General features: G+C 57.0%; 18 protein-coding genes and 1 pseudogene. 11 read left to right on the top strand and 8 right to left on the bottom strand.

Annotation, left to right across the window (positions count from 1 at the left end; translation table 11 throughout):
* Together IGS16_RS09735 and IGS16_RS09730 are read left to right on the top strand one after the other, a co-directional pair.
* Entirely contained in the window at positions 1 to 324 is a 324-nt protein-coding gene (locus IGS16_RS09735) for a YnfA family protein (RefSeq protein WP_068509534.1), read from the top strand.
* A gap of 59 nt (positions 325 to 383) precedes the next feature.
* On the top strand, positions 384 to 1,031 hold the full coding sequence (locus tag IGS16_RS09730) for an HD family hydrolase (protein WP_297085179.1): 648 nt from the start codon (positions 384 to 386) through the stop codon (positions 1,029 to 1,031).
* Here the strand turns inward: IGS16_RS09730 and tsaD are convergent.
* Positions 1,016 to 2,077 carry a tRNA (adenosine(37)-N6)-threonylcarbamoyltransferase complex transferase subunit TsaD gene (gene tsaD, locus IGS16_RS09725; RefSeq protein ID WP_297085178.1) on the bottom strand — a complete coding sequence of 354 codons (1,062 nt, stop codon included), beginning with the start codon at positions 2,075 to 2,077 and terminating at the stop codon, positions 1,016 to 1,018. The two genes, IGS16_RS09730 and tsaD, sit on opposite strands and share 16 nt — an antisense overlap.
* Positions 2,078 to 2,380: 303 nt before the next feature.
* Here tsaD and IGS16_RS09720 point away from each other — a divergent pair, with 303 nt between their 5' ends.
* Together IGS16_RS09720 and psaJ are read left to right on the top strand one after the other, a co-directional pair.
* Positions 2,381 to 2,866 carry a Photosystem I reaction center subunit III gene (locus IGS16_RS09720; RefSeq protein ID WP_068509541.1) on the top strand — a complete coding sequence of 162 codons (486 nt, stop codon included), beginning with the start codon at positions 2,381 to 2,383 and terminating at the stop codon, positions 2,864 to 2,866.
* A 107-nt stretch (positions 2,867 to 2,973) separates the two neighbouring features.
* Positions 2,974 to 3,096 carry a photosystem I reaction center subunit IX gene (psaJ, locus tag IGS16_RS09715; RefSeq protein ID WP_068509544.1) on the top strand — a complete coding sequence of 41 codons (123 nt, stop codon included), beginning with the start codon at positions 2,974 to 2,976 and terminating at the stop codon, positions 3,094 to 3,096.
* Between the two features lie 554 nt (positions 3,097 to 3,650).
* On the opposite strand, the gene IGS16_RS09710 is transcribed toward psaJ, so the two are convergent.
* Entirely contained in the window at positions 3,651 to 3,788 is a 138-nt protein-coding gene (locus tag IGS16_RS09710; protein ID WP_297085177.1) for a hypothetical protein, read from the bottom strand.
* A 58-nt stretch (positions 3,789 to 3,846) separates the two neighbouring features.
* Here IGS16_RS09710 and IGS16_RS09705 point away from each other — a divergent pair, with 58 nt between their 5' ends.
* A complete protein-coding gene (locus tag IGS16_RS09705; RefSeq protein ID WP_297085176.1) occupies positions 3,847 to 4,719 on the top strand; it encodes an MBL fold metallo-hydrolase in 873 nt (290 codons plus the stop codon).
* 85 nt (positions 4,720 to 4,804) lie between these two features.
* Here the strand turns inward: IGS16_RS09705 and ptsG are convergent, their stop codons facing one another.
* From ptsG to IGS16_RS09690, 3 genes are all read right to left on the bottom strand, one after another.
* A complete protein-coding gene (gene ptsG, locus IGS16_RS09700) occupies positions 4,805 to 6,727 on the bottom strand; it encodes a glucose-specific PTS transporter subunit IIBC (protein ID WP_297085175.1) in 1,923 nt (640 codons plus the stop codon).
* A gap of 140 nt (positions 6,728 to 6,867) precedes the next feature.
* The gene (ptsP, locus tag IGS16_RS09695; RefSeq protein WP_297085174.1) at positions 6,868 to 9,426 is read right to left on the bottom strand and encodes a phosphoenolpyruvate--protein phosphotransferase; all 2,559 of its coding nucleotides are present in this window, start codon (positions 9,424 to 9,426) and stop codon (positions 6,868 to 6,870) included.
* Positions 9,427 to 9,934: 508 nt separating this feature from the next.
* Positions 9,935 to 10,618, bottom strand: coding sequence for a hypothetical protein (locus IGS16_RS09690; RefSeq protein WP_068509551.1), 684 nt, complete (start codon positions 10,616 to 10,618; stop codon positions 9,935 to 9,937).
* Between the two features lie 485 nt (positions 10,619 to 11,103).
* Here IGS16_RS09690 and IGS16_RS09685 point away from each other — a divergent pair.
* From IGS16_RS09685 to IGS16_RS09670, 4 genes and pseudogenes are all read left to right on the top strand, one after another.
* Positions 11,104 to 11,856: pseudogene (locus IGS16_RS09685) on the top strand (S-layer homology domain-containing protein); the annotation flags it as partial.
* A 6-nt stretch (positions 11,857 to 11,862) separates the two neighbouring features.
* Positions 11,863 to 12,771 (top strand): ABC transporter permease, encoded by a 909-nt coding sequence (locus tag IGS16_RS09680; protein ID WP_297085172.1) that lies wholly within the window; start codon positions 11,863 to 11,865, stop codon positions 12,769 to 12,771.
* Positions 12,772 to 12,867: 96 nt separating this feature from the next.
* On the top strand, positions 12,868 to 13,233 hold the full coding sequence (locus IGS16_RS09675) for a hypothetical protein (protein WP_172358157.1): 366 nt from the start codon (positions 12,868 to 12,870) through the stop codon (positions 13,231 to 13,233).
* Positions 13,234 to 13,412: 179 nt separating this feature from the next.
* Positions 13,413 to 14,792 carry an LCP family protein gene (locus IGS16_RS09670; RefSeq protein WP_367185766.1) on the top strand — a complete coding sequence of 460 codons (1,380 nt, stop codon included), beginning with the start codon at positions 13,413 to 13,415 and terminating at the stop codon, positions 14,790 to 14,792.
* A gap of 150 nt (positions 14,793 to 14,942) precedes the next feature.
* On the opposite strand, the gene IGS16_RS09665 is transcribed toward IGS16_RS09670, so the two are convergent.
* From IGS16_RS09665 to IGS16_RS09655, 3 genes are all read right to left on the bottom strand, one after another.
* Entirely contained in the window at positions 14,943 to 17,009 is a 2,067-nt protein-coding gene (locus tag IGS16_RS09665) for a potassium channel protein (RefSeq protein WP_297085171.1), read from the bottom strand.
* Positions 17,009 to 17,263 (bottom strand): UPF0175 family protein, encoded by a 255-nt coding sequence (locus IGS16_RS09660; RefSeq protein WP_068509563.1) that lies wholly within the window; start codon positions 17,261 to 17,263, stop codon positions 17,009 to 17,011. Before IGS16_RS09660 ends, IGS16_RS09665 begins: the two co-directional genes overlap by 1 nt.
* 258 nt (positions 17,264 to 17,521) lie before the next feature.
* Complete coding sequence (locus IGS16_RS09655) at positions 17,522 to 18,052, bottom strand: peptidoglycan-binding protein (protein WP_297085170.1); 531 nt, start codon at positions 18,050 to 18,052, stop codon at positions 17,522 to 17,524.
* A gap of 740 nt (positions 18,053 to 18,792) precedes the next feature.
* On the opposite strand from IGS16_RS09655, the gene IGS16_RS09650 reads away from it, so the two are divergent.
* Positions 18,793 to 21,228: a phosphoketolase gene (locus IGS16_RS09650; protein WP_297085169.1), complete on the top strand. Its 2,436-nt coding sequence runs from the start codon at positions 18,793 to 18,795 to the stop codon at positions 21,226 to 21,228.
* Positions 21,229 to 21,480: 252 nt separating this feature from the next.
* Positions 21,481 to 23,991, top strand: coding sequence for a glycogen/starch/alpha-glucan phosphorylase (locus IGS16_RS09645; protein ID WP_297085168.1), 2,511 nt, complete (start codon positions 21,481 to 21,483; stop codon positions 23,989 to 23,991).
* Positions 23,992 to 24,104 lie beyond the last annotated feature (113 nt).

The following is a 24,104-nucleotide window of genomic DNA, read 5'->3' as shown; positions in this document are numbered from 1 at the left end:
ATGCTGCAATCTCTAGGTTTTTTCATTCTGTCGGGGCTGTGCGAAATTGGCGGCGGCTATCTGGTTTGGCTGGCAGTGCGCGAAGGCAGGCCATCGGTGCTGATTTTGGTGGGCACGGTGCTGCTGACGGTGTATGGCTTTGTAGCGACGCAGCAGCCTGCGAATTTTGGACGGGCCTATGCGGCCTATGGCGGCGTGTTCATCGTGCTGTCGCTGCTGTGGGGCTGGCAGGTTGATGGTCTTGCGCCCGATCGACTGGACTGGCTGGGCAGCGCCATTGTGCTGTTGGGCGTTTGCGTGATGATGTATGCGCCGCGTTCTTAGGTTTAGCAGGCGGGCGCAAGTGCTAGGGTGAGAGCTGGACTCGCTTTTGCCGCCTCACGATGGAATTTTCGGGTTTTGATTTTGACCTTGCGCCGACTCGTCTCGCCCAGCAAATCCAGTTTGTTCTGGAAATCGACAAGTTGAAAGGCGTGCTGCGCCAGACCTTGCTGACCGATGCCTCGCGCCGAGAAAACAGCGCCGAACACTCGTGGCATCTGGCCCTGATGGCGATCGCCCTGGCAGAATACGCGCCCGCCCCAATCGACCTGTCGCGGGTGGTGCAGATGGTGCTGCTGCACGACCTGGTAGAAATCGATGCGGGCGACACCTTCGCGTTTGACAGACAGGCTAACCAGGACAAAGCTGAGCGTGAACAGGCTGCCGCCAACCGCCTGTTTGGTCTGCTGCCGCCCGACCTGGGACAAACTCTCCGCACCTGCTGGGAAGAATTTGAAGCGGGCGAAACCGTCGATGCTCAGTTTGCCCACGCACTCGATCGCCTCCAGCCGTTTTTGCATAACCTGCAAACCGAGGGCGGCACCTGGAAGCAACATGGCATCACGCGCGATCGTGTTTTGTGGCGAATGCAGCCCGTGAAGCGGGGCACTCCTGCACTCTGGCCAGTTGTAGAGGCTTTAATTCACCAGGCAGTTGCGGCGGGCTACTTGCTGCCAGACCCAGACATCAGCCCTCAGCCCGACGAATAGCCCCCCGACTGATAGAGCGACATCACCTGCGACAGCGGCAATCGAGACTGTACGCCCAGCGTCAGCGGCGAGGTGTGCCCGTGCTTCAGGTGGTCGGCAGCGGCGCAGGCAATCATGGCGGCGTTGTCGGTGCAAAACTTGAGCGGTGGGAAGAGGACGCGCAGATTTTCTGCCTCAGCCGCTTCCTGGAGCCTCAGCCGCAGACCGCTGTTGGCCGCGACCCCGCCTCCAACGGCGATCGCCCCCAGTCCATAATCTTTAGCACAGGCGATCGCCCGTTTGGTGAGCGATCGCGCCACCGTGTCTTGAAAGCTGGCGGCCAGGTCAGCTACGGGCAGCAGTTTAGACGAGTTTTGCAAACTCTGGGTCAATCGCAGCATCGCCGTTTTTAGCCCGCTAAAGCTGGAATCGTAGGGATGATAGCCGCCCTCTGGCAGGGAAATTTTGCCCTCCGGCAGCGCAAACGCCTGCGGATTGCCGTCTTTTGCCAGGCGATCGATCACCGGCCCGCCCGGATAGCCCAGCCCCATCAGCCGCGCCACTTTATCAAAGGCTTCTCCAGCAGCATCGTCGCGGGTTTCGCCCAGCGTTTCATACTGGCCGCAGCCCTTAACGTAAATCAGACTGGTATGACCGCCCGATACCAACAAACAGAGAAACGGCGGCTCTAGCTGCGGTTCGCTGAGATAGGAGGCATAGATATGCCCTTCCAGATGATGCACGCCAATAAACGGCTTGTTGTGCAGTATGGCCAGCGTTTTAGCAGCCGTCAGCCCCACCAGCAGCGCCCCCACCAGCCCCGGCGCACAGGTCGCTGCCACGCCGTCAATGCCTGCCCAGCCCAGCCCGCTATCGGCCAATGCTTGGGCGATCGCCCAGTTCATTGCCTCTAAATGCTGCCGCGAGGCCACCTCCGGCACCACACCGCCATACTGCTGGTGAACCTGGATTTGTGACGACACCACGTTGCTCAACAGATGGCGATCGCGCACCACCGCCACTGCGGTTTCATCACAACTTGTCTCTAACGCTAAAACCGTTGGCATCTCAAGCTTGGTTCCTAACTCGAATACTCCACTTCCCGCCCAACCCCAAATGTAGAGTTCTTTGAACTTTTGTAGCGCCTGTACCCGCTTCAAGCTAATATCAAAAGTCGTCAAGAGCTAATCCTATCAAGGCTTCTGGCAATTGCCAGCGATTTTCCTTGAGCGCTTGTCAATTTTCTAAAAGCTTAACGTGGTCACGCTTCGCTTGCGGAGTATGATCGCTCCAAAGCGTGAATGCTGTTCTAAAAGCATCTTAATTGTTTGTAATAAGTCGTTGCATTTTGTAACAAGGGAAGCAATTCCATGCGCAAGTTGTTTGCTCAGCTATTTGCCCTCGTATTGGCGGTTTCCTTGTGGGGAGGGTTCGCTGCCCCTGCCTCCGCCTATAACCTGACCCCCTGCGCCGATTCGCCAGCGTTTCAGGCGCGTGCTGCTAAGGCTGTCACGGCCCAAGCCAAAGCCCGATTCCAGTCTTATTCCTCTGTGCTGTGCGGCGAAGACGGCCTGCCCCATCTAATCGTAGACGGCAGCCTCTCCCATGCGGGCGAGTTTCTCATTCCTAGCATTTTGTTCCTCTATATTGCCGGGTGGATTGGCTGGGTCGGTCGCGCCTACGTGATTTCGGTGCGTGGCGACAAAGAGCCTGAAATGGCTGAAATCATCATCGACGTGCCCCGCGCTGTGAAATTCATGACGACCGGGCTGCTGTGGCCGCTGGCTGCGGTGCAGGAGTTTACCACGGGTAAGCTGACTGCCCCCGACAACGAAATCACGGTGTCCCCTCGCTAGGCGCTCTCGCCTTGGTGCGGCCTGCACATCTCGCGTTTTTACAGGATTTCAACCAGGTTTTCAACGGTCTCTCAAGCTAACGTCTTTCACGTTTCGGAGCATTGTTCATGCAGTATTTCTTGAAGTACCTCTCGACGGCCCCCGTGCTGGCAACGATCTGGATGTTCATCACGGCTGGCATTCTGATTGAGTTCAACCGCTTCTTCCCGGATCTGCTGTTCCACCCCTAGTGCGGATCTGGATTAGAGGCCTGTGGCGCTCGATCGTTCCAGGCCTTGCTTTCGACCCGTTTGCTACTGCGGCTCGTGCGATCGCACAAAGGCTACACTGCCTAGGATCACCCGCAGGGAACCTAACGTTCAGGCCGCTTTCTGCTGAGGAAGCGGTCTTCGTTTTTATCTCTTACGGTAAAATCTGCATTACATCCCTGCCAATCGGCTGCGTTGCTTTGATGAGTCGTATCTAGAGTCCGCTTGCATGGCTGCACCGCTGTCTTGGCTGCACTGCTGTAACGCCTTGTGGGGTGACGGGAAGCAGTCAATTTGGATGGGGGGCATTTATACTGAGGTGCATGGCACTTGTTCTGACACATCTCGCAAACTGGAGCGTCTTGCCCAGAGCTTGCTCAGGAATAGCATTCGGAGCAATGGTATTCGGAGCAATGGTATTCGGAGCAATAGTATCCGGAGTGCTGTGAATTTATCCGGAGCTTTATGCAGTCATGTCATAAAGTCAACTGGATGGACGGGTAAATCTGTGCATCCCATGAGCCAAACTGGTTAAATCAGGGAATGCTAAATCTATCGCTGAGGCTCGACTTGGGTGAATCGGTCTGGGGCGATCGCCCACTGAGGCTCGACTCACAACCCAGTTGCTCTCGTGCGACATATCCTCGGCAAGGCCCGTACGTTTGACCTCCCATGTCCGGTTTTAATATTTCCTCGGTTGGTTTCTATGCGGTCGCGGACACTCCTCAAGTTATGCAGATAGACCCCCAAACCTTTACGGTTAAATTTTGGGGCGTTCGCGGCAGTGTGCCCACGCCAGGTGTCGAGATGGTGCGCTATGGAGGCAATACGCCCTGCGTAGAGATGCAAGTCGCCGGGCAGCGAATTATTTTCGACGGAGGGACGGGACTGCGCCTGCTGGGCAAGCATCTGCGTGATGAAATGCCTGTCGAAGCGCACCTGTTTTTTACCCACACGCACTGGGATCGTATCCAGGGATTTCCGTTTTTTGCGCCCGCGTTTGTATCAGGAAATTGCTTTTATATCTATGGGGCAGCCGGCCCAAATGGCGCGTCAATCAAGCAGCGCCTCTCAGACCAAATGCTGCGGCCCAATTTTCCCGTGCCGTTGCAGGTGATGCAAGCCGACTTGAAGTTTGTCGATATCGTGCCGGGGTCGGTGATTCCGGTTGAGGATGTGACGGTGGAAGCTGTGTCGCTCAATCGACCCAATGGGGCGCTGGGCTATCGCGTCACTTGGGGCGGCTATTCGGTGGTCTATGCCACCGATACCGAGCGATCGCCCGATTCGGTCGAGCAAAACCTGAAATATCTGGCGCAGGATGCTGACCTGCTGATTTACGACGCAGCCTACATCAGCGATCACGCCCTGGTTGACCCCGAAGCAGCCACCGGAGAACAGAACCACGGCTGGCAGTCAGGAATCGATCTGGCGATCGCCGCCAGGGTCAAACAGGTCATCATGTTCCATCACGACCCGGCCCACGAGGACGATTTTCTAGACAGCATCGAGCAGGATGTGCAGTCTCGCTATCCCAATGTGAAGCTAGCCCGTGAGGGCATGGTGCTAGACGTGACGCGATTCGGGAACAATCTTTCGGCATAGGTCGGCACAAGGCGTGGCACAAGGCATAAGGATGGACGACGCGATGCGCTGCCCACCCTTACGTCTTCAGGATTGACCCCAGTCCCTAAACATGAGTCAACTGTCGCTTCATTTCGTCGGCATACTGATCCGCATTTAGCCCCACCAGGACATGTAGCTTGTGGTCGGTCAGATGCATCACACCGTTAGCACCGGCCGCACTAAGCGCAGAGTCATCCACTGCGCTGTCGTCTGCCACCTCGACCCGCAGGCGCGTCAGGGCAGTAGGTTCCACGCTGCGGATATTGCGGCGACCCCCAAGGGCAATGATCAGGTTTTCAGCCTTCTCGGCCGCCATCGGGTCGCGGGCCGGAGCACCACTGCCCACAGCCGCCTCTTCAGCGACTTCGGCTTCACCCGCTGCCGGAGTGTAACCCAAATCTGCTTCCGGGCCAGCGGTTTTCAAATACTCAATCATGTCGGTCTTGAGGTTTTCTGAGCGTGGGCCGAAAATCGCCTGCACGCTGTTGCCCACCTCCAGCACACCAGATGCACCCAGCGCCTTCAGTCGCGCCTTGTTCACCTTGCTCTTGTCTTTGACGGTAATCCGCAGGCGGGTGATGCAAGCGTCCATCACCTCGATGTTGCTGCGCCCGCCAAAGGCCTGCACCAGACCCAGCGCCATGCCGCCTGCCGCTGCGGGTGCCACGGTCATCCCTTCGGGCAATTCTTCTTCAACTTCGCGACCCGGCGTTTTGAAGTCAAACAGGCGAATCGCCGCGCGGAACACGAAGTAGTAAACCGCCGCCGTCACAATACCGCCGCCGATGATTAGCTTCCACACGTCGCCCTTATTACCGTTCCAGTTGCCGAGCTGGTTGAATAGGGCAAAGTCGATGAAGCCCTGAGAGAAAGTGAAGCCCATGCGCCCGCCCAGCGCCACAAACAAAAAGTCGCAAATGCCCGCCATGACTGCGTGAATCGCGTAGAGCGCCGGAGCCACAAACAGGAAAGAGAATTCCAGCGGCTCGGTGATGCCTGTCAAAAACGAGGTCAGCGCCGCAGACACCATCAAACTACCGGTTACGGCGCGGTTCTTAGGCTTTGCCGACTGCCAGATGGCCATGGCCGCCGCAGGCAGCCCGAACATCTTGAACCAGTAGCCGCCGCCCAGGATGCCCGCTGTGGGGTCGCCTGCAAAGAAGCGGTTGATATCGCCGCGCACCAGTTGGTTGGTCACCGGGTCGGTGTAGGAGCCGATTTGGAAAAAGAAGGGCACGTTCCAGACGTGGTGTAGGCCAAAGGGTAAGAGCGATCGCTCAACGATGGCATACAGTCCAGCAGAGAGTGGAATATTGCTCCCGCTGGCGGCAGCGTTGGCAAATCTGTTGATCGTGCTGCCGATGGGGGGCCAGATCCAGCTCATGAGGGCCGCAACGGCGATCGCCGTCAAGGACGTGATAATCGGCACAAACCGCTTGCCCGCAAAGAACCCCAGATATTGCGGCAGCTTAATCCGAAAGAAGCGGTTGAACAGGTACGCCGCAATGCAGCCCATGATCAAGCCACCAAACACGCCTGTATCCAGCGTCAAAATGCCCAGCACATCCTTCATCCAGATAGTTGGCGTATCCTGCCCCTGCTGGATCAGGTCTTTAATCTGCGCCTCGGTGACAAAGCCCCGCGCCGTGCCAAACGCGCCCAGCGCCGCAATGAACACCATAAAGCCGACGGTTGCCGCCAGCGCCGAAACACCGTCGTTGCCCGTATAGGCGATCGCCACCGCAATCGCAAAAATCAGCGGCAGCACGCCAAAAATCGCGTCCCCCGACGCTTTCATAATCGTCGCCATCCACTCTGGGATAAACCTGAAGGTCTCTTTCGTAATCGTGCCGCTGGCTAGGTTCTGAATCTCAATCAGTCGGGCGCTGCCCAAACCCAGCAGCAGCCCTGCAATCGGCAAAATCGACACAGGCAGCATCAGGGCCTTGCCCATCTGCTGCGCGAGCGCGAAGAATTTTTTCCACATAGTTTTTTGAAGAGGAGAGTATTGGAGAGTTAGAGGAATAGCGTTGCGCTATTGCAATATTGGCGTGATGGCGATGGAGCAATAGAGCCATCGGGCGTGCTTCAACCCCCTCCGCGCTGCCGCCCCATCACCCTGTTGCCTTAGTCCTCTGCCAGGGGCACCAGTCCACGCACGGCTTCGGCCGTATCTGCTGCGAGGGCCTGCTCTGCGAGGCGCTGACAATCGGTTAGGCTCAGCGTGCGAATTTGGGCTTTGACAGTTGGAATCGTCGGCGCACTGACGCTGAGTTCCTTCACGCCCAGACCAATCAGAATCGGCACCGCCTGCGGGTCGCCTGCCACGCCGCCGCAAACGCCGCACCATTTGCCATGCTTATTCGCAGCGCGGGCCGCCATGCCGATCAGCCCCAACACACCGGGATTCAGCGCGTCGGCGTAGGGAGCCAGCTTGGGATGGCCGCGATCCATCGCCAGGGTGTACTGCGTCAGGTCGTTGGTGCCAACGGAGAAGAAGTCTACCTCGCGGGCAAACTGTTCTGCCATAACCGCGGTCGAGGGCACCTCCACCATGATTCCAGCTTCAATCGGGGCAACCCCAAGGGACTGGCGCTCCTCCTCCAACATTTGCTTGGCCATGTGCCATTCTTCCAGGCGAGCAATCATGGGGAACATGATGCGAACCTTGCCTGCCTCGGAGGCGCGGAGGATAGCGCGGAACTGGGTGCGGAGAATCTCCGGGCGATCGAACCCGAGCCGGATGCCGCGTTCGCCCAGGAAGGGGTTTTCTTCGTGGGGAATGGGCAGGTAGGGCAGGGGTTTGTCGCCGCCTACGTCCAGTGTGCGGATGATTAGCGGGCGACCTTCCAGCGCTCTGGCAGCAGCGCTGTAAATGGCAGTCTGCTCGTCTTCGTCAGGGGCGCTGTTGCGCTCCATGAACACTAGTTCCGACCGCAGTAGGCCAACGCCCTCGCCGCCAAACTTGACCGATTTTGCGCCCTCTTCAGCATTGCTGATGTTGGCCACGACCTCGATGCGGTGTCCGTCTGTCGTGATTGCAGGTTCAAACGCGGTTGCCAGTTCTCGCTGGCGGCGTTCTTTGACGCGGGCGATTCGCTGCTGGGTGCGCTCCATTTCCTCCGTCGAGGGATTCAGCCGCAGCCGTCCCTTGCTGCCGTCCAGAATCACCGGGGTTCCTTCGGGCAGTTCCAACACTCGCGGCTCCGTGCCTGCCATCGAGGGAATGTCCATTGCCCGCGCCAGGATGGAGACGTGGGACGTTGCACCACCCGCCACCGTGCAGAAGCCTGCGATCTTCGTCGGGTCTAGCGTGGCCATGTCTGACGGGGTGAGGTCTTCGGCCACCAACACAGTGTGTTCGGGATAGGTGACGACTTCGGCCGTGACCCCGGTGAGAATTCGCAAGACGCGATCGCCCACATCCCGCAGGTCATTAGCCCGTTCTGCCAAAAGCGGATTGTCCAGCTTGGACAGCATTTCGGCCTGGCTGGTATAGGTCTGCTTCCAGGCGTAGGCGGCGCTCTTGCCCTTGTCAATGGCGCTGACCGCCGTGTCCATTAGCTCCGGATCGCCCAGAATTTCCTGATGCGCGGCGAAGATGGCGGACTTTTTCGGATCGCCCTGGCCGTGAACCTTGGCCCGCAGCGCTTCTACGTCTTGAGACGCTTTGGCGATCGCCTGCTCTAGTTTGCGCCGTTCCTCGTTGGGCGTGCCCCCATGCTCCGAAACAGCGATTTCTTGCTGCTGCACCCGCCGCAGATAGCCGACCGCCACCCCCGGCGACGCGGCTACCCCCAGAACGACGTTCGGATCTTCCGAGCGGGGCCGGGGTGCGGGCTTCGAGATTTCTGGTTGTTCGATGCTGGCCGCCACGGCTACGGGTTTTGCGCCTTCTTCGCCCAGGCCGGTACGGAGGGCTTCGCTGAGTTCGGCGATCGCCGCTTCGGCATCGGGGCCGCTGGCTTCCAGTTGCACGGTCGCGCCATTGCCTACCGACATACCCATTAGCCCAATCACGCTGCGGGCGTTGGCCGATTTATCGCCATACTTGAGGCGGATATCGGACTTATACTTTTTCGCCAGCGTAGACAGCACCGCAGAGGGGCGGGCGTGTAGCCCCGTCGGGTTGGGAATGACGATCGGTTCCGAGGCAACCGTCACCCCGCCAATGACCGTCCCATCTTCCGAAACGTCGCCCAGCGCCAGATCCAGCGCGATGTCCTGGCCGCCCACGACCGTTCCCAGGCGTGGCTCAAACTTAGCGACGCGATCGCTGTTGGTGATCACAATCTGGGTCAGCAGGCTGCGGGCGTGAGTAGCCACAAAATCTGCGTCAAAGTTGATCAGCGGGTCGCCCACCCGGACGCGATCGCCCACCCGCACTCGCGGCACAAACCCCTCACCGCGCAGCGTCACCGTGTCCAGCCCAATGTGCATCAGCACTTCCAGCCCGTCCGGTGTTTTCACCGTCACCGCGTGGTTGGACGGGTGAAGCTGGATCACTTCGCCATCGCAGGGGGCTAGCAGCGTCTGGCTAGTCGGGTCAATCGACACGCCATCGCCCACCATTTTTTGAGCAAACACCGGATCGGGCACCTGCTCAATCGGAACCAACTGACCCGACAATGGGGCAACCAGCGCCACCATGCTGCGAGTCTCTGCTGGCGCTACAGCATAGCTCATTCGTCAATCTCCTGATTTGATATCCAAGATGAAATGTTTTGAACCGTAAAGAACTTTTCAGTATTCAATCCAATCTGCATTCAATCCAATCTGCACAGCCTAGAGCGGGCGATCGCAACCCGATGACTCTTTGAAAAGCAAAAAACTGAAAACCAAAAAACTGCGCTCACACCAAAAACAGCCCGTGAAAAATCACACGCAAAGAATCGCCTGCGAGAAATCACCCGCGATTGCAGACCTATGCAGACTCTCCACTCCTGGCTTGCCAGGAACCAAACGATAGACCTTATCCTCACAGGGATCAGCAAGGTGCTGGAATTTACGAATTAAAAATTTAAGCTTTGACCCGCCAAATATTACCAAACGCTTTACAAATAAGGGCGATCGCCCATTTTTGGCGGTTACGCAAAATACATCGGCAGTCAGGTCGGGATCACAAGATTTGGGATTAGAAACTTTGGGACTAGAAATTAGAGTTCGACCCCGAACCCTACTCTAAGTGCCCACTCTAAGTACCTAACTCTACGTGATTAAACACCGTCATCATGAGCAAGAGGGCAACCCCCACCAGCACTGCGCCCTGGAGATTAACGCGGGTGGGCGATCGCCGATAGGGCGGCTCTAGCCAAAACGTCAGCAGCCGCGACACCAGCGGCATCACGCCCCAGGTCAGAATTGAGCTGGTAATCAGGTTGTTCACCAGCATGGCGCTGCCCGGCGGCCAGTCTTGCATAATGCCCAGCGCCCCAAACACCAGCGATTGAATCATCACCGTGGGGTATAGCCCCATCACCACCGACAGCACTTGCTTCCAGGGCGCAGGCCCCAGGGCGGGGCGCTCTGTGCCCGATGCCTGCGAGAACCAGCCCTCTAGCCCCGTCGTAAAGGATTTAAAGCGATATTCCTGCAAAAAGCCCTGCCCCGCGATGACCAGTTCTTTGCGATCGCTCGACTGCACCCACTCATTCAAATGCTCTGGCGTATCAAAGTGCATCACCGAATACCACTTCACCACGCCATCCCGACACACCAGCGGCGGGCATAGATCCGTCCGGATATAGCCCGGAAACTGCCGAGCGCGATGCAGCAGTTCCGCGTGCCACCGCCGAAACGGCAGTTCCTTACTGCGGGGCACAATGTGTTCAATCATGACGCTGGAATAAAAGACCGGATCGGCTTGCAGGTCTGACATGATTTACGGTTGGGGTAGAGGGACAGGGCAACCGACAATCATTTACGCACATTCATAGCGGGTGTAGCGTCTATCGCGATGCCAAACTCTGCGCGATGCCAAACTCCAAAAGCTCAGCGCCTATCCTGGCACATCCTATCCCCTCACTTGCGCTAGCGTAGAGTTGACGAGTTTTCAGCCGGTGAATCAAGCCTGTGACTGTTGTGCTGAGGGGAAAACAAATCGCCATCGGGCTGCTGATTAGCACGGTGCTGCCGCTGGCGGCTTGCAGCGCCGAGTTTCAGCGCCGCCTTGCGCCTGATCCAGCGCTGATCAATGGCGCAGGAGAGGAGCCGGGGCTGGCCAATCCGCCTGCGTCGCCGGAGGACACGCCCTCGCCCACCGCGCCAGACTCTCCGGGGGCGATCGCCCCGCCTGCCTCCCCATCCGAATCGCCCGCCGCCTCGCCGTCGCCCCGCTCCACCGCAAACTGGCGACCCGGCCAGCCCAGCGCAACGACCAGTAGTCCAGGCGCAACCCCCACAACGCCCCAGCGCTTCACCGACCTGGCCCAGGCCCCAGCCGATTTGCAGCCCTACATCACCGACCTGGCAGAGTTGGGCGTTCTCCAGCTCACCTCTGCTGCGTCTGAGTTCAAGCCCGGTCAAAGCATCACCCGCCGCGAGTTTGCCCGCTGGCTGATGGCTGCCAACAACAAAATTTTTGCGAACCAGCCCGCCAACAAAATTCGCCCCGCGTCTCCCTCAGAAGCGCCCGCCTTTCAGGACGTGCCCAGCAGCGATCCAGATTTCGCAGTAATTCAGGGGCTAGCCAGCGCCGGCCTTGTCCCCAGCCCGCTATCGGGCAACAGCACCATCGTCACCTTTCGCCCCGACGCACCCCTCACCCGCGAAGACCTGATCCTCTGGAAAACGCCGCTGGATTTGCGCCGTTCGCTGCCCAACGCCACCCTAGAAGCCGTGCAGCAAACTTGGGGCTTTCAGGATGCTGCCAGCATCGATCCTCGGGCCCAGCGGGCAGTGCTGGCCGATTTCCAAAACGCCGATCTGTCAAACATCCGTCGTGCCTTTGGCTATACCACCCTGTTTCAGCCCAAAAAACCCGTGACGCGGGCAGAAGCGGCGGCTGTCCTCTGGTTCTTTGGCACCCAAGGGAATGGGCTGTCGGCCCGGGAAGCCGGACAGCAGGCAACCGAACCCACCAGCAGCCAGGTAACCGAACAAGTTGGGGGGCAGTAACAAGCAATGGTCGCCCTATCGGAACAGCTTGTGTTGCAGCCGTCTGCCCTGTGGCAATCCGCATGGCGGCGATTTCGGCGAAGCTGGACAGCGATGCTGGGGCTGGGGCTGCTGAGCCTGCTGGGGTTGGCGGTGCTGGTGGGGCCGTGGGTCTATCCCGTCTCGGCAACGGCGATTGACTTTGGACGAGCGGCGGCTCCACCCAGCCTGGTCCACCCCTTCGGCACCAATGATCTGGGCCAGGATCAACTGGCGCGGGTGCTGGTGGGCGGCCGCATTTCTCTGGCGGTGGGCGTGGCGGCGATGGCGCTGAGCATTGGGCTGGGCGTGGGCATTGGGGCGATCGCCGGATTTTATGGCGGACTGATCGACACGCTGCTGATGCGCCTCACGGACCTGTTTCTGGCGCTGCCCCAACTGCCCTTGCTGCTGCTGGTCGTCTACCTGTTTCGCAACACTGCGCGGGCGATCGCCGGTCCAGAGTGGGGCATCTTCCTCCTCGTTGTCTGCGTCATTGGCGGGCTGAACTGGATGAGTACGGCGCGGCTGGTGCGGGCCGGGTTCCTCTCCTTGCGAAACCGCGACTTTATCGCCGCAGCGCGGGCAATGGGGGCACGTCCGGGCCATCTCATCTGGCATCACCTGTTGCCCAACGTGCTGAGTCCGGTGATTGTGTCGGCCACCCTGGCGATCGCCACCGCCATCCTCACCGAATCGACCCTCAGCTTTTTAGGACTTGGCTTTCCGCCCGACGTGCCCACCTGGGGCCGAATGCTGTTCGATGCCTACAACCGCATCGAAACCGCCCCCCACATGGCCGTCTTTCCCGGTCTGATGATTTTCCTCACTGTCCTTAGCATCAACTACATCGGCGACGGCTTGCAGGATGCGCTCGATCCGCGCCGGGAAGCATGAGGCAGCGTGTTTGAGGATCAGAAAAAGCTCGTGAAGCCATTCCAACCCTTGCCGCCTCGTTCCCCACCTTTCGTCAACCGCAACCATCCTCCCAAAATGCCCAACCCCTACGACGACCCCTACGATCCCCAGCAGCTCAAGCGAATTCGCATGTTTGTCTATCTGGTGCCCGTGCTGGGCGTAATTCCAGCGATGTGGGCGCTGGCAGTGCGAAAGGGCGATTCGCGCGAACGGCAGGCGGCGCGACTATCCACGACGCTGGGGCTGGGCTGGCTGGTGGGCTATGCGGCGCTAGCGGCGGGGGCCCACACGGCTGACCCTTCTGCAATTCCGCTTCTCGTTGCCAACAGCGCCCTCACCTCCGGCTATTTCGTCGTCATGCTCTGGCTGATGCTGCGGCTGTGGCAGCGCAGGCCCCTGCGGCTACCGGGCATTAGCGACGTGAGCGATCGCCTGCCCTAGACTAGTTCCAGAGATCTAGATCTACTCACACCCCGCATCGTCCATTCTGCAAAATCGTTGCTAAGATGCTGCATGAAGCGTTGGAACTCACCCCACCGCCACAGTCGTCAACGCCTTCAGCGACACGTTCATTCTTAGACCCGTTTTCCCTCGTGACATCCCCAAAGGCTCGATCTTCCTTGTCTCCTCAAACCCAACCCCTGCCACCCAGAAAAATCAAACTCCACTGGCTATTGCTGGGGTTGCTGGGTGTGGCAACGGTTTCCGCTGGGGCAGGGGCACTACTCGCCATGACGCTGGCCAGCACGCCGCTATTGCAGAGCCAGCTTTCACCAGAAGAGTCCAAAGTCTTCGGACAGGGAGAGATCGCGACCGGGCTAAACTTTCGTCTGCCCCGGCTGACGCGCCCCGTCAATATCCTAGTGCTGGGAATTAAGGTGCTAAGTTCTGACGTAGACAACCCGCCGCCCGAAGTTCGCGATCTGGGCTATCACGCACTGGTCAACTCCTTCGATGGGCTATCCGACACCATGCTGATGCTGCGATTCAGCCCCGAAACGGGCAAACTCGTGGTGCTATCGGTGCCGCGAGACACACGCACCCGCGTCGCTGGGCTGGGCGTAACCAAGCTGAACGAAGCCAATGCCTACGGCGGCCCGGCGTTGGCGGCTCAATCGGTTAGCAATCTGCTAGGGGGTGTACCTGTTGATCGGTATGTGCGGATCAATGTGCAGGGGGTCGAAAAGCTGATCGATGCGCTGGGCGGCGTGACGGTCTATGTGCCCAAGGACATGAAATATACCGACCATTCCCAGCATCTTTATATCGACCTGAAGCAGGGCGAACAGCACCTCAATGGCGAACAGGCGCTGCAATTTCTGCGGTTCCGCTACGATGCCTACGGCGATATTGGGCGGGTGCAGCGGCAGCAAACGCTGATGCGGGCGTTGGTCGAGCAGACCCTCAGTCCGGCCACACTTACGCGCATTCCACAAATCCTGTCGGTGATTCAGGAAAATGTGGATACTAACCTGACGGTCGAAGAACTGGTAGCGCTGGTGGGCTTTGCAGCACAGCTCAAGCGGGCCGACTTGCAGATGCTGATGTTGCCAGGAGAGTTTAGCGGGACGGGCGACTATGAAGCCAGCTATTGGCTGCCGAGCTATTCTCGCATTCAGGAGATGAGCAGCCAATACTTTGGACTCAATCCAGCCTCAAGCGAAACGGTTGCTGATCCATACGCCGAGCCAGGGGTCGATTCGGTTCCTGCAGAAACAGACTATAGCATTGAGATCGCGATTCAAGACTCCACAGGTAACCTTGCGGCGGCCGAGCAACTGATGTTCGCGCTGCGAGAGGCTGGGTTTTATAACGTTTACATTGACGAAGCCTGGAGCGAACCCCTGCGCGAAACCCGCATTATTGCTCAGGGCGGTGACCTTGCGAAGGCTGAGGCGGTGCGGCGATCGCTCGGCCTTGGCGAAGTGCGCGTCGAAGGAACTGGCAACCTGCAATCGGACGTGACGGTTCAGGTGGGCACAGATTGGCGGGTGGAGTAGAAGAGGGTAGAGCAGAAAAGAGTCAGCGTATCGAGATACAGCGTTTTTGAAGCTAGTGAGGCACACGGATGGTCAATAAGCCCTTGCCTCGTGAGGGCAGCATGTGCCTCACCCCGCAAGAAAATGCTGTATGCTCATGCCATTACGCCGCTACTTCTTCTCTCCCTCTTCAAGCGCCACTAGCGTTACGTCCGGTGCAAGCTTCCGCAGTTCTGTCAGCAGGTGATGGGCTGGATAGTCGTAAAGCTGCAAATAGATCGTGCCGGGCAAGTTTTGGGCAAAGGCATTGGCGGTGTTGAGATTTAGCCCTGAGATGCGGTGCAGCGTGGTGCCAATCTCGCTGAGGTTGCCTCGGTTGAGGGGCTTACCCATGCTGAGTCGCCAGGTACGGGGGGGGCGCATCTGTCCACGCTCAATGCGCCGCAGTCCGTCGATGGTAGACAGAATAATGAGGCGATCGCCCGCTTTCAGCATCCAGGTTTCCGACGGCATCAGGCTATCGCTATTGTCGAGCGTCCGCCGCTCACTGTTGCGCTCATAGAAAATCGGCACCACGCCGTAGCCATAGGACACCTGCGAAAGCAGCTTGCCTACCAGCGTATCGCCCGCTTCTACCAAAAATTCCGTCACCAAAATCGTCTGGTCATTCAGCCGAAACAGGCTCAGGATATTTTCGCCAAAGGCAGAACCCACAAATGCCTCTGCGGCCAGTGCCGAAACGGCCATCACCCGAGCATTGGGGATCAGCGTCGCCAAGCTAGTGCTAAACCGCTGATTATACGAACGAATCACCAACTGTAGTGGCTGCTTTTGCTGGCGGGTCAGTTCTCGCGCCGTGAGCGCCACTTCCAGATTCAAGATTTGGTCGTCTGTGACGACGACCAGGCTTTTGGCAGTTTCAATATTGGCGTGGTGGATCTGTTGAATCGGGTTCCCCACAATGATTGGGATTTTTGGAAAGAGCGCCAGGTTGTCCGCCACATCGGTCAACACGACGAAGGGCTGGCGAAACGTCTGAAGCCAGGTTGCCACCTGCTGGCCAACGCGCCCAAGCCCAACCATCACTACATGACCCTGCTTGGGCATCGGCGGTCGTCGTTGAAGAAAGCTGAATCGGGCGCTGAGCAGGTTATCCGCAATAATGCCCACCACGCCCAAGACAAACAGCAAGCTGATGATGGTAATCAGCAGGCTGACAAAGTAAACCCAGCCGGGAACGGGGTCGTTTTCTAGACCGCCAAATACATCGCCATAGCCCCCTAACAGCAGCACTGCACCGGAGGCGATCGCCTTTGTCCAGGTTAGCTCTGGCACCGTCATCTTGAGCATGGTCGCCCCTAGCACCCACAGCACCAGTGCCGTAATCAGACCCATCGCAATCAGTGGACGAGTTCGATTGGCCTGCATCCACGCCCGCACTCGCTGAAACCACTGTAATGGCTGCTCTTTCAGCACGGCTTGCAGTCCAGCCTGCCAGCGCGATCGCCAGTCGCCGCCTGCCTGCTGCTGGGTATAATCTGGCGCGTCTGCGATTTCTATGTAGGCAATGGTATCGCCCGCCCGAATGCGGGTGTCTATCTGCCAGTGATAAAACGCCCGGTTTGGCGAGGCGGGGATTTCTGCCTGGGGACGGTGGCTGAGCAGTCGGTAGGATTTTTTGTGCTGAGCCACCGCACGCGCATCGTCAAACCGGGGATCGCGAGGCTGCACGGTTTGTTCCACCACCTGCAAGCGTGTGTCCCCAATGTTGAAGCTGCCCAGTAGACCCACCTGTAGCCCCGCCATCGCAAAAGCAAAGGCAGGCATCTCCATCGGGTCGTAGGCGTTGAAGTTGCCGAGCCGCAGCTTGAGCAGTTCGTTGAGGCTTTGGCGAGACGAGCGAACCACCAGCCGCACGTCTGGATTGAGCTGACGAATGGCGATCGCCGCTTCGATGTTCACCGTTTCGTTACTTGTGACAATCAGCGCCGCACGACAGTGCTGCACACCCGCCTTCAGCAGCACGGGTTCATCCCGACAATCGCCAATCAGCAGATCCTCCGCCAGCAACTCGGTCAGATTTTCAACTTCCCATTCCTCTGGGCGCTGTCGGTCGATCGCCGTAACGTAGATCGTCGTCCCCTCTGCTGCAAACCGCTGCAAGTGATAGACGCAATACTGCCCCAGGCTACCCAGCCCGCAGACCAAAAAGCGGTCTACTCGCGGCGAGGAACCCATTAGTCGCTACACACAAAGACGCTCTCGCCATCCATGATGACGCGGCTGCATCGGGGGCTAACGCCGCGCTCACCCACCACCTGGCTAAATTCGCTGCTCTCCATTCCGGCGAGCTCTGCCGCCTTAGCAAAAGACAGCATCTCTTGGGCGTAGAGGGCGATCGCCAGTTCTTTTAGCAACACCTGTTCAAGATGCTGCTCCGGCAACCGCATCGACTTGAGAACAGAATCTGGAATCGTCAGTTCAACACTCATTGGATTGTCCCACTCGTTCACTCAACAAAATCAAAAAACGCTTAATCAACCACGCTTAGCAAACACCGCCTTGAACAGGTAACTTGGCTCTCGCTGAAATCCTGGCGCTATTGGAGTCCGGCATCTTTAGCTACCACCCCAGACGGCTCACCCCCTGCCCTCACCCTGCGTGCCCCCTCAAGATCTAACGTTCCCCAGACAGGACAACGATTGCTCAGTGCCGCATCAGCCAGATGCAATCTGCGATCACCCCGCACCCTATCGCCACCGCCCCCGCTCTAAAAGCCACTTGCTCCGAGCAGGCGGCGGCTGCCCAGTCTTGCCATCGCACATTACTGCCCAGGTAATCGGTGTCACCTCCCCCGTTGCCTCCAGATGGTGCGATCGCTGAAACGCCAACACCGCATCCTGGGTGTCACGGTCAAAGCAGTCTGTGCGACGAACCCGATAGCCATAGACCTGCAACAGCCCTTGCAGTTCTCTTACGTCTGACCCAGAGTAGCCCAGCCGCATCGTTCGTGCCCCTGGCTTTACCTTCGAGAGCAAAAGCGCCCAAGTGCGATCGCCCACAATGCCATCTACCCGTAAGCCATTGCGCCGCTGAAAATCACGCACCGCCGCCTCTGTAATCCAACCAAAATCCCCATCCGGCCTCAGCCGATAGCCACATGCACCCAAAAGTTCCTGCAAGTGGGCAACCAGCGGACCCTGACTCCAGGGATAAAGACGATCCAACTCGATGCGATCGCCACCATCGGGGAGGTGTGAAAACTCCGATGTCGCGCTCATATACCTTTCGCTCAACCTTAACCTTAATCATAAAACTTTGCCCCCAGGATGCCGAAGAGATTTAGATTTCGATCAAATTTCCCAACAACCTACCCCTTACTCTCAAAACGAAGTCATACGCCACAGAGGCATCCGCCAAGTCCAAATAATTTCAGCCTGAGTAATCGATTCCCAGTGTTACTTCGACAATTTAATCGACTGTTGTGCTCGATACTTCCCATCTCTAAAGCGATCTGCGACTATCTTCTTGCCTATCGTTTTTAGAAATTAAAGAACACCTTTCTAACTGCAATCTGTCTCCAGGTATCCCCTAGAAGCCATCCGTTCTGCAAGAAGTTAGATTTCCTGTTTCTTCAAACTTTTCTGACATTCTTAAGGATTGACAGCATTTCACTATCGAGCTACCTCAATAGCTTTTACACTTTCACAGCTATAGAGCCTGCCGAAAGCCCTCTGCTCCCAAAACCCTTTAGCCGCTTGGATGTTCTCAAAGCGGGGCTGTTTCAGAGAGTCAGAAAAGTAGTTGAAACGTAACCGAATCGGAAAGTAGCTGGCTCAAGCATACGTTTGAGTTTCAACCAGACCTCCCAGTGAAAACCTAAAGAGATGCTGTGTAATTTAGCGATCCGTGGATTTTCAGCTAAGAGTTATTTCATCCGAAATTTCGCTTGCTTTTAGATCCCAACTTGACCGTACTTGTCTTACTTCACATTCAATGCGTTTGAGAGATAAACGAGATTATGGTAGCTTCCTCCGAAAGACCGACCGTTGAAACCTCGATTAGCAGCTTTGGCCTGGCCCGCTCTACGGTGCAGGGCACTCCCCTCAGCCCTGATGAGCTGTGGAAGATGCACGCCTTTTGGCGAGCCGCAAATTATTTGGCGGTGGGTATGATTTACCTACGTGATAACCCACTCCTCCGGGAACCCCTCAAGGACGAGCACATCAAGCAGCGCCTACTTGGCCACTGGGGATCTAGCCCTGGCATTGCATTTCTCTACACCCACCTCAACCGCATCATCAAAAAGTTTGACCAAGACATGCTTTTCATGGTCGGTGCAGGACACGGTGCGCCAGGTTTCCTTGGCCCCTGCTACTTGGAGGGCACCTACTCCCACTACTTCAGCCAGTGTACTGAAGATGTTGAAGGAATGAAGCGCTTCTTCAAGCAGTTTTCGTTCCCAGGTGGCGTGGGCAGCCACTGCACCCCCGAAACTCCTGGCTCTATCCATGAAGGCGGCGAACTGGGCTACAGCATCTCTCATGCCTTCGGTGCAGCTTTCGACAACCCCGACCTGATTGTGGTGACGATGCCTGGAGATGGTGAGGCTGAAACTGGTCCCTTGGCAACCTCCTGGCATTCCAATAAGTTCCTCAATCCGATCCGCGATGGCGCAGTGCTGCCTGTGCTGCACCTAAACGGCTACAAGATTAACAACCCGACCATCCTAGCGCGGATTAGCCACGAGGAGCTAGAGTCGTTATTCCGGGGCTATGGCTGGACACCCTACTTTGTCGAAGGCTCTGAGCCAGAATCCATGCACCAGGCGCTAGCGGCTACGCTAGATCATTGCGTGTCTGAAATCAAGCGGATTCAGCACGAGGCCCGCAGTACTGGCGTTGCAACTCGCCCCCGCTGGCCGATGATTGTGCTGCGAACCCCCAAGGGCTGGACTTGCCCTGGCGAGATCGATGGGCACAAGGTCGAAGGATTCTGGCGATCGCACCAAGTGCCGATGGGTTCTATGCACGGCAACGAGGAACACAAGCGCATCCTCGAATCATGGATGCGGAGCTACAAGCCCGAAGAACTGTTCGACGAAAACGGTAAGGTTTTTCCTTATATCCGCGAGGTCGCGCCTGAAGGCAACAAGCGCCTTGGCTCCACTCCCTATGCCAACGGCGGCTTACTGCGGCGCGAGCTAAATATGCCCGACTTTCGCCAGTACGGCATTCCGGTCGATCGCCCTGGCGTGGTCGAAGCCGAAAACACCCGTCCGCTGGGCGTGTTCCTGCGAGACGTGATGAAGAACAACATGAGTAGCTTCCGCATCTTTGGCCCTGACGAGAACACGTCCAACAAGCTAAACGCAGTCTACGAGGTCAGCAAGAAGTTCTGGATTGCAGAATTTCTGCCTGAAGACTTAGACGGCGGTGAGTTGTCTCCTGACGGCCGAGTGATGGAAATGCTGAGTGAACACACTCTGGAGGGCTGGCTTGAAGGCTATCTGCTCACCGGTCGTCACGGCTTTTTCTCAACCTACGAGTCCTTTGCCCATGTTATCGACTCAATGGTGGGGCAACATGCAAAGTGGTTGGAAATCTGCCGCCACATCAATTGGCGCGAGGAAGTGTCGTCCCTCAATCTGCTAATCACCTCGACCGTATGGCGACAAGATCACAACGGCTTCACGCACCAAGATCCAGGCTTCTTGGATGTAATGCTGAATAAGAGTCCTGAGGTGGTGCGCATTTACTTGCCGCCCGATGTCAACTCTCTGCTGTCAGTGGCAAACCACTGTCTGCAAAGCGAGGACTACGTGAACGTAATCGTGTCTGATAAGCAGATGCATTTGCAGTATCACGATATGGATGCCGCGATCCGCAATTGCACTAAAGGCATTGACATCTGGGAATGGGCAAGTACTGACGCAGGCGAAGAGCCGGATGTGGTGCTGGCAACGGCGGGTGATATTCCTACCAAAGAGTCGCTGGCAGCCTCGGTCATGCTGCGAGAAGCGTTCCCTGACTTGAAGATTCGCTTTGTCAACGTGATCGACCTGTTCAAGCTGACCCCTGCCACAGAACACCCCCACGGGCTGAGCGACAGCGACTTTGACAGCTTGTTCACAACGGATAAGCCGATTATCTTCAACTTCCACGGCTACCCCTGGCTGATCCACCGCCTCACCTATCGCCGCACCAACCATGAAAACCTGCATGTGCGCGGCTACAAGGAAAAGGGCAACATCAATACACCACTAGAGCTGGCAATTTGCAACCAGATTGACCGCTTTAGCATTGCGATTGACGTGATCGACCGAGTGCCCAAGCTGAAAAATGCAGGGGCCCACACCAAGGAGCAGCTCAAGGATGAGCAGATTGCTTGCCGCAACTATGCATTCGAGCATGGGATTGACCGTCCCGATATTGTGAACTGGAAGTGGCCTTACTAGGTTCTCCGGGTTGATGCTGAGCGGTCTATTGCCTGCTGATTTAAGGTTCTGGGCAATAGACCGTTTGGCTTTAGTTTTGAGATTCCGTTTATTGGGAGTGCAGTCTTGAAATGTTCTTGGAGTGAGCGATCGCCCTGTTCACAACCTTGCTTGCTAGCAGCATTTTCCGAGCTTCAGGACTTCGCTCCCTATATAGCCCCTTCTTTATCCCTACGAGCCTTAGAAATATCCAACTCACCTAGGATTTTTACCATGCAGACGTTACCCACCCCTCCTTCCGGCTCAGTGCAGATTGAAGACGATCGCACTGGGCTATCGATCGAAACCCTAAAACGGGCGTTTCTGGATAACCTGTTCTATATCCAGGGCAAATTTCCAGCCCTCGCCACCAAAAACGACTACTACATGGCGCTGGCTTACACCGTGCGCGATCGCCTCCTGCGCCGCTGGCTCAACACTGCCGAAACCTACACCAACACCCAAGCCCGCACCGTTTGCTACCTCTCCGCCGAATTCCTCATGGGCCCCCACCTGGGCAACAATCTGATTAACCTCGGCATCTACGACCAGATCAATCAAGCCATGACCGAACTGGGGCTGGATCTCAACGAACTACTCCAGCAGGAAGAAGAACCTGGTCTGGGCAACGGCGGTTTGGGTCGTCTCGCCGCCTGCTATCTCGACTCACTCGCCACGCTAGAAATTCCCGCCCTCGGCTACGGCATCCGCTACGAATTTGGCATTTTCGACCAGGAAATCCGCGACGGCTGGCAGGTCGAGATCACCGACAAATGGCTGCGCTACGGCAACCCCTGGGAAATTGCTCGTCCCGATTGGGCCGTTGAGGTCAAATACGGCGGTCACACCGAGTCCTTCATCGATGAGCGTGGCAACTACCGCGTCCGCTGGGTGCCCTTCAAAGTCGTCAAAGGGCTTCCCTACGACACACCTATCCTGGGCTACAAAGTCAACACTGCCAACACCCTCCGTCTCTGGTCTGCCGAAGCAACCGAATCCTTCGACTTTGGCGCATTCAACTCTGGCGACTATTTCGGCGCAGTTCATCAAAAGAGCAACTCCGAAAACATCTCCAAAGTTCTCTATCCCAACGATGAGCAATATCAAGGCAAGGTGTTGCGGCTAGAGCAGCAGATGTTTTTCGTCTCTTGCTCTCTGCAAGACATGATCCGCATTCTCCAAACGCAAAATATGCCGCTGGAGCAGTTCCCCGAAAAATTCTCGGTGCAGTTAAATGACACCCATCCGGCGATCGCCGTCGCAGAACTCATGCGTCTGCTTATGGACGAACACGGAATGCAGTGGGAAAACGCCTGGAACATCACCACCCGCACCTTCGGCTACACCAACCACACCCTCCTCCCCGAAGCCCTAGAGCGCTGGCCCCTCAAGCTCTTCTCCGAACTGCTCCCCCGCCACATCGAAATCATCTACGAAATTAATCGCCGCTTCCTCGACGACGTACGCATCAAATTTCCCGATGACCCTGACCGCCTCAGCCGCCTATCGCTCATCGACGAAAGCGGCGAAAAGTACGTCCGCATGGCAAACCTCGCCTGCGTCGGCAGCAGCGCTATCAACGGGGTCGCCGCACTTCACAGCGAACTGGTCAAGCAGACCGTGCTAAAAGACTTCTACGACATGTACCCGGAGAAATTCACCAACGTCACCAACGGGGTCACTCCGCGTCGGTTCGTAGTGCTAAGCAATCCCCGCATGACCAACCTCATTACCAGCAAAATCGGAGACAACTGGATTAAGCATCTCGATGAACTACGCCGCATTGAGCAGTTCGCAGACGATCCCGGATTCCGCTACGAATTCCGACAAATCAAGCAAGCCATCAAACAGGACTTGGCAAACCACATTAAGTCGGAAACAGATGTCGAAGTCGATCCCTCATCTTTGTTTGATATTCAGGTAAAACGGATTCACGAATACAAACGGCAGCACCTCAACGCACTTCATATCATCCACCTCTACAACCGCATTAAGGCAAATCCCAGCGCCGAAATCACGCCCCGTACCTTCTTATTCGGTGGCAAGGCAGCTCCGGGCTACTACATGGCGAAGCTCATCATCAAGCTCATCAACTCCATCGGAGAAGTGGTTAATCGCGATCCCGATGTCGGCGGACGGCTTAAGGTCATTTTCCTCAAAGACTACAACGTAAAATTCGCCCAGCGAGTCTATCCAGCCGCCGACCTCTCGGAGCAGATTTCCACCGCAGGCAAAGAAGCCTCAGGCACGGGCAACATGAAGTTCTCAATGAATGGAGCGCTCACAATTGGCACGTTAGACGGCGCTAACGTCGAAATCCGTGAAGAAGTCGGAGCCGAAAACTTCTTCCTATTTGGTTTAACCACGGAAGAGGTCGCCGCCAAAAAAGCAGCAGGCTATAGACCAATGGACTACTACGAGAGCAATAACGACTTGCGCCAAGTCATCGACCGGATTGCCTCAGGCTTCTTCTCACACGGAGACACAGGTCTTTTCCGCCCACTCGTAGACAACTTGCTACACGAAGACGATTACCTACTCCTAGCAGACTATCAGTCCTACATCGATTGCCAAGAGCAAGTCAGTCAAGCCTATCGAAATTGGGATCACTGGACTCGCATGTCCATCCTCAACACAGCCCGCATGGGCAAATTCTCGTCCGATCGCTCAATCCGCGACTACTGCCAAAACATCTGGAAAGTGCAGCCCGTTCCTATCGAGCTAAAAGACTACACTCAAAGCTAACAGAACCCTGACAAAGCTCCCCGACTTCTTGTTGAGGAGCTTTGTTCAGACAAATAACCCCCTCGGATAAGTACCTCCGAGGGGCTTTTGATAATCGCCCTGGCACCGAGCTA

It is taken from the genome of Thermoleptolyngbya sp. C42_A2020_037 (assembly GCF_015272455.1).
Taxonomy (GTDB): domain Bacteria; phylum Cyanobacteriota; class Cyanobacteriia; order Elainellales; family Elainellaceae; genus Thermoleptolyngbya.
Note: the sequence above shows the minus strand (reverse complement) of the source record. Positions and strands in the feature narration are given on the sequence as shown.

Bases quoted from the DNA above. Each gene is read 5' to 3' on its own strand.
- IGS16_RS09735 (WP_068509534.1), top strand. From the start codon at position 1: ATGCTGCAATCTCTAGGTTTTTTCATTCTGTCGGGGCTGTGCGAAATT.
- IGS16_RS09730 (WP_297085179.1), top strand. From the start codon at position 384: ATGGAATTTTCGGGTTTTGATTTTGACCTTGCGCCGACTCGTCTCGCC.
- tsaD (WP_297085178.1), bottom strand. From the start codon at position 2,077: ATGCCAACGGTTTTAGCGTTAGAGACAAGTTGTGATGAAACCGCAGTG.
- IGS16_RS09720 (WP_068509541.1), top strand. From the start codon at position 2,381: ATGCGCAAGTTGTTTGCTCAGCTATTTGCCCTCGTATTGGCGGTTTCC.
- psaJ (WP_068509544.1), top strand. From the start codon at position 2,974: ATGCAGTATTTCTTGAAGTACCTCTCGACGGCCCCCGTGCTGGCAACG.
- IGS16_RS09710 (WP_297085177.1), bottom strand. From the start codon at position 3,788: ATGGGAGGTCAAACGTACGGGCCTTGCCGAGGATATGTCGCACGAGAG.
- IGS16_RS09705 (WP_297085176.1), top strand. From the start codon at position 3,847: ATGCAGATAGACCCCCAAACCTTTACGGTTAAATTTTGGGGCGTTCGC.
- ptsG (WP_297085175.1), bottom strand. From the start codon at position 6,727: ATGTGGAAAAAATTCTTCGCGCTCGCGCAGCAGATGGGCAAGGCCCTG.
- ptsP (WP_297085174.1), bottom strand. From the start codon at position 9,426: ATGAGCTATGCTGTAGCGCCAGCAGAGACTCGCAGCATGGTGGCGCTG.
- IGS16_RS09690 (WP_068509551.1), bottom strand. From the start codon at position 10,618: ATGTCAGACCTGCAAGCCGATCCGGTCTTTTATTCCAGCGTCATGATT.
- IGS16_RS09680 (WP_297085172.1), top strand. From the start codon at position 11,863: ATGGTCGCCCTATCGGAACAGCTTGTGTTGCAGCCGTCTGCCCTGTGG.
- IGS16_RS09675 (WP_172358157.1), top strand. From the start codon at position 12,868: ATGCCCAACCCCTACGACGACCCCTACGATCCCCAGCAGCTCAAGCGA.
- IGS16_RS09665 (WP_297085171.1), bottom strand. From the start codon at position 17,009: ATGGGTTCCTCGCCGCGAGTAGACCGCTTTTTGGTCTGCGGGCTGGGT.
- IGS16_RS09660 (WP_068509563.1), bottom strand. From the start codon at position 17,263: ATGAGTGTTGAACTGACGATTCCAGATTCTGTTCTCAAGTCGATGCGG.
- IGS16_RS09655 (WP_297085170.1), bottom strand. From the start codon at position 18,052: ATGAGCGCGACATCGGAGTTTTCACACCTCCCCGATGGTGGCGATCGC.
- IGS16_RS09650 (WP_297085169.1), top strand. From the start codon at position 18,793: ATGGTAGCTTCCTCCGAAAGACCGACCGTTGAAACCTCGATTAGCAGC.
- IGS16_RS09645 (WP_297085168.1), top strand. From the start codon at position 21,481: ATGCAGACGTTACCCACCCCTCCTTCCGGCTCAGTGCAGATTGAAGAC.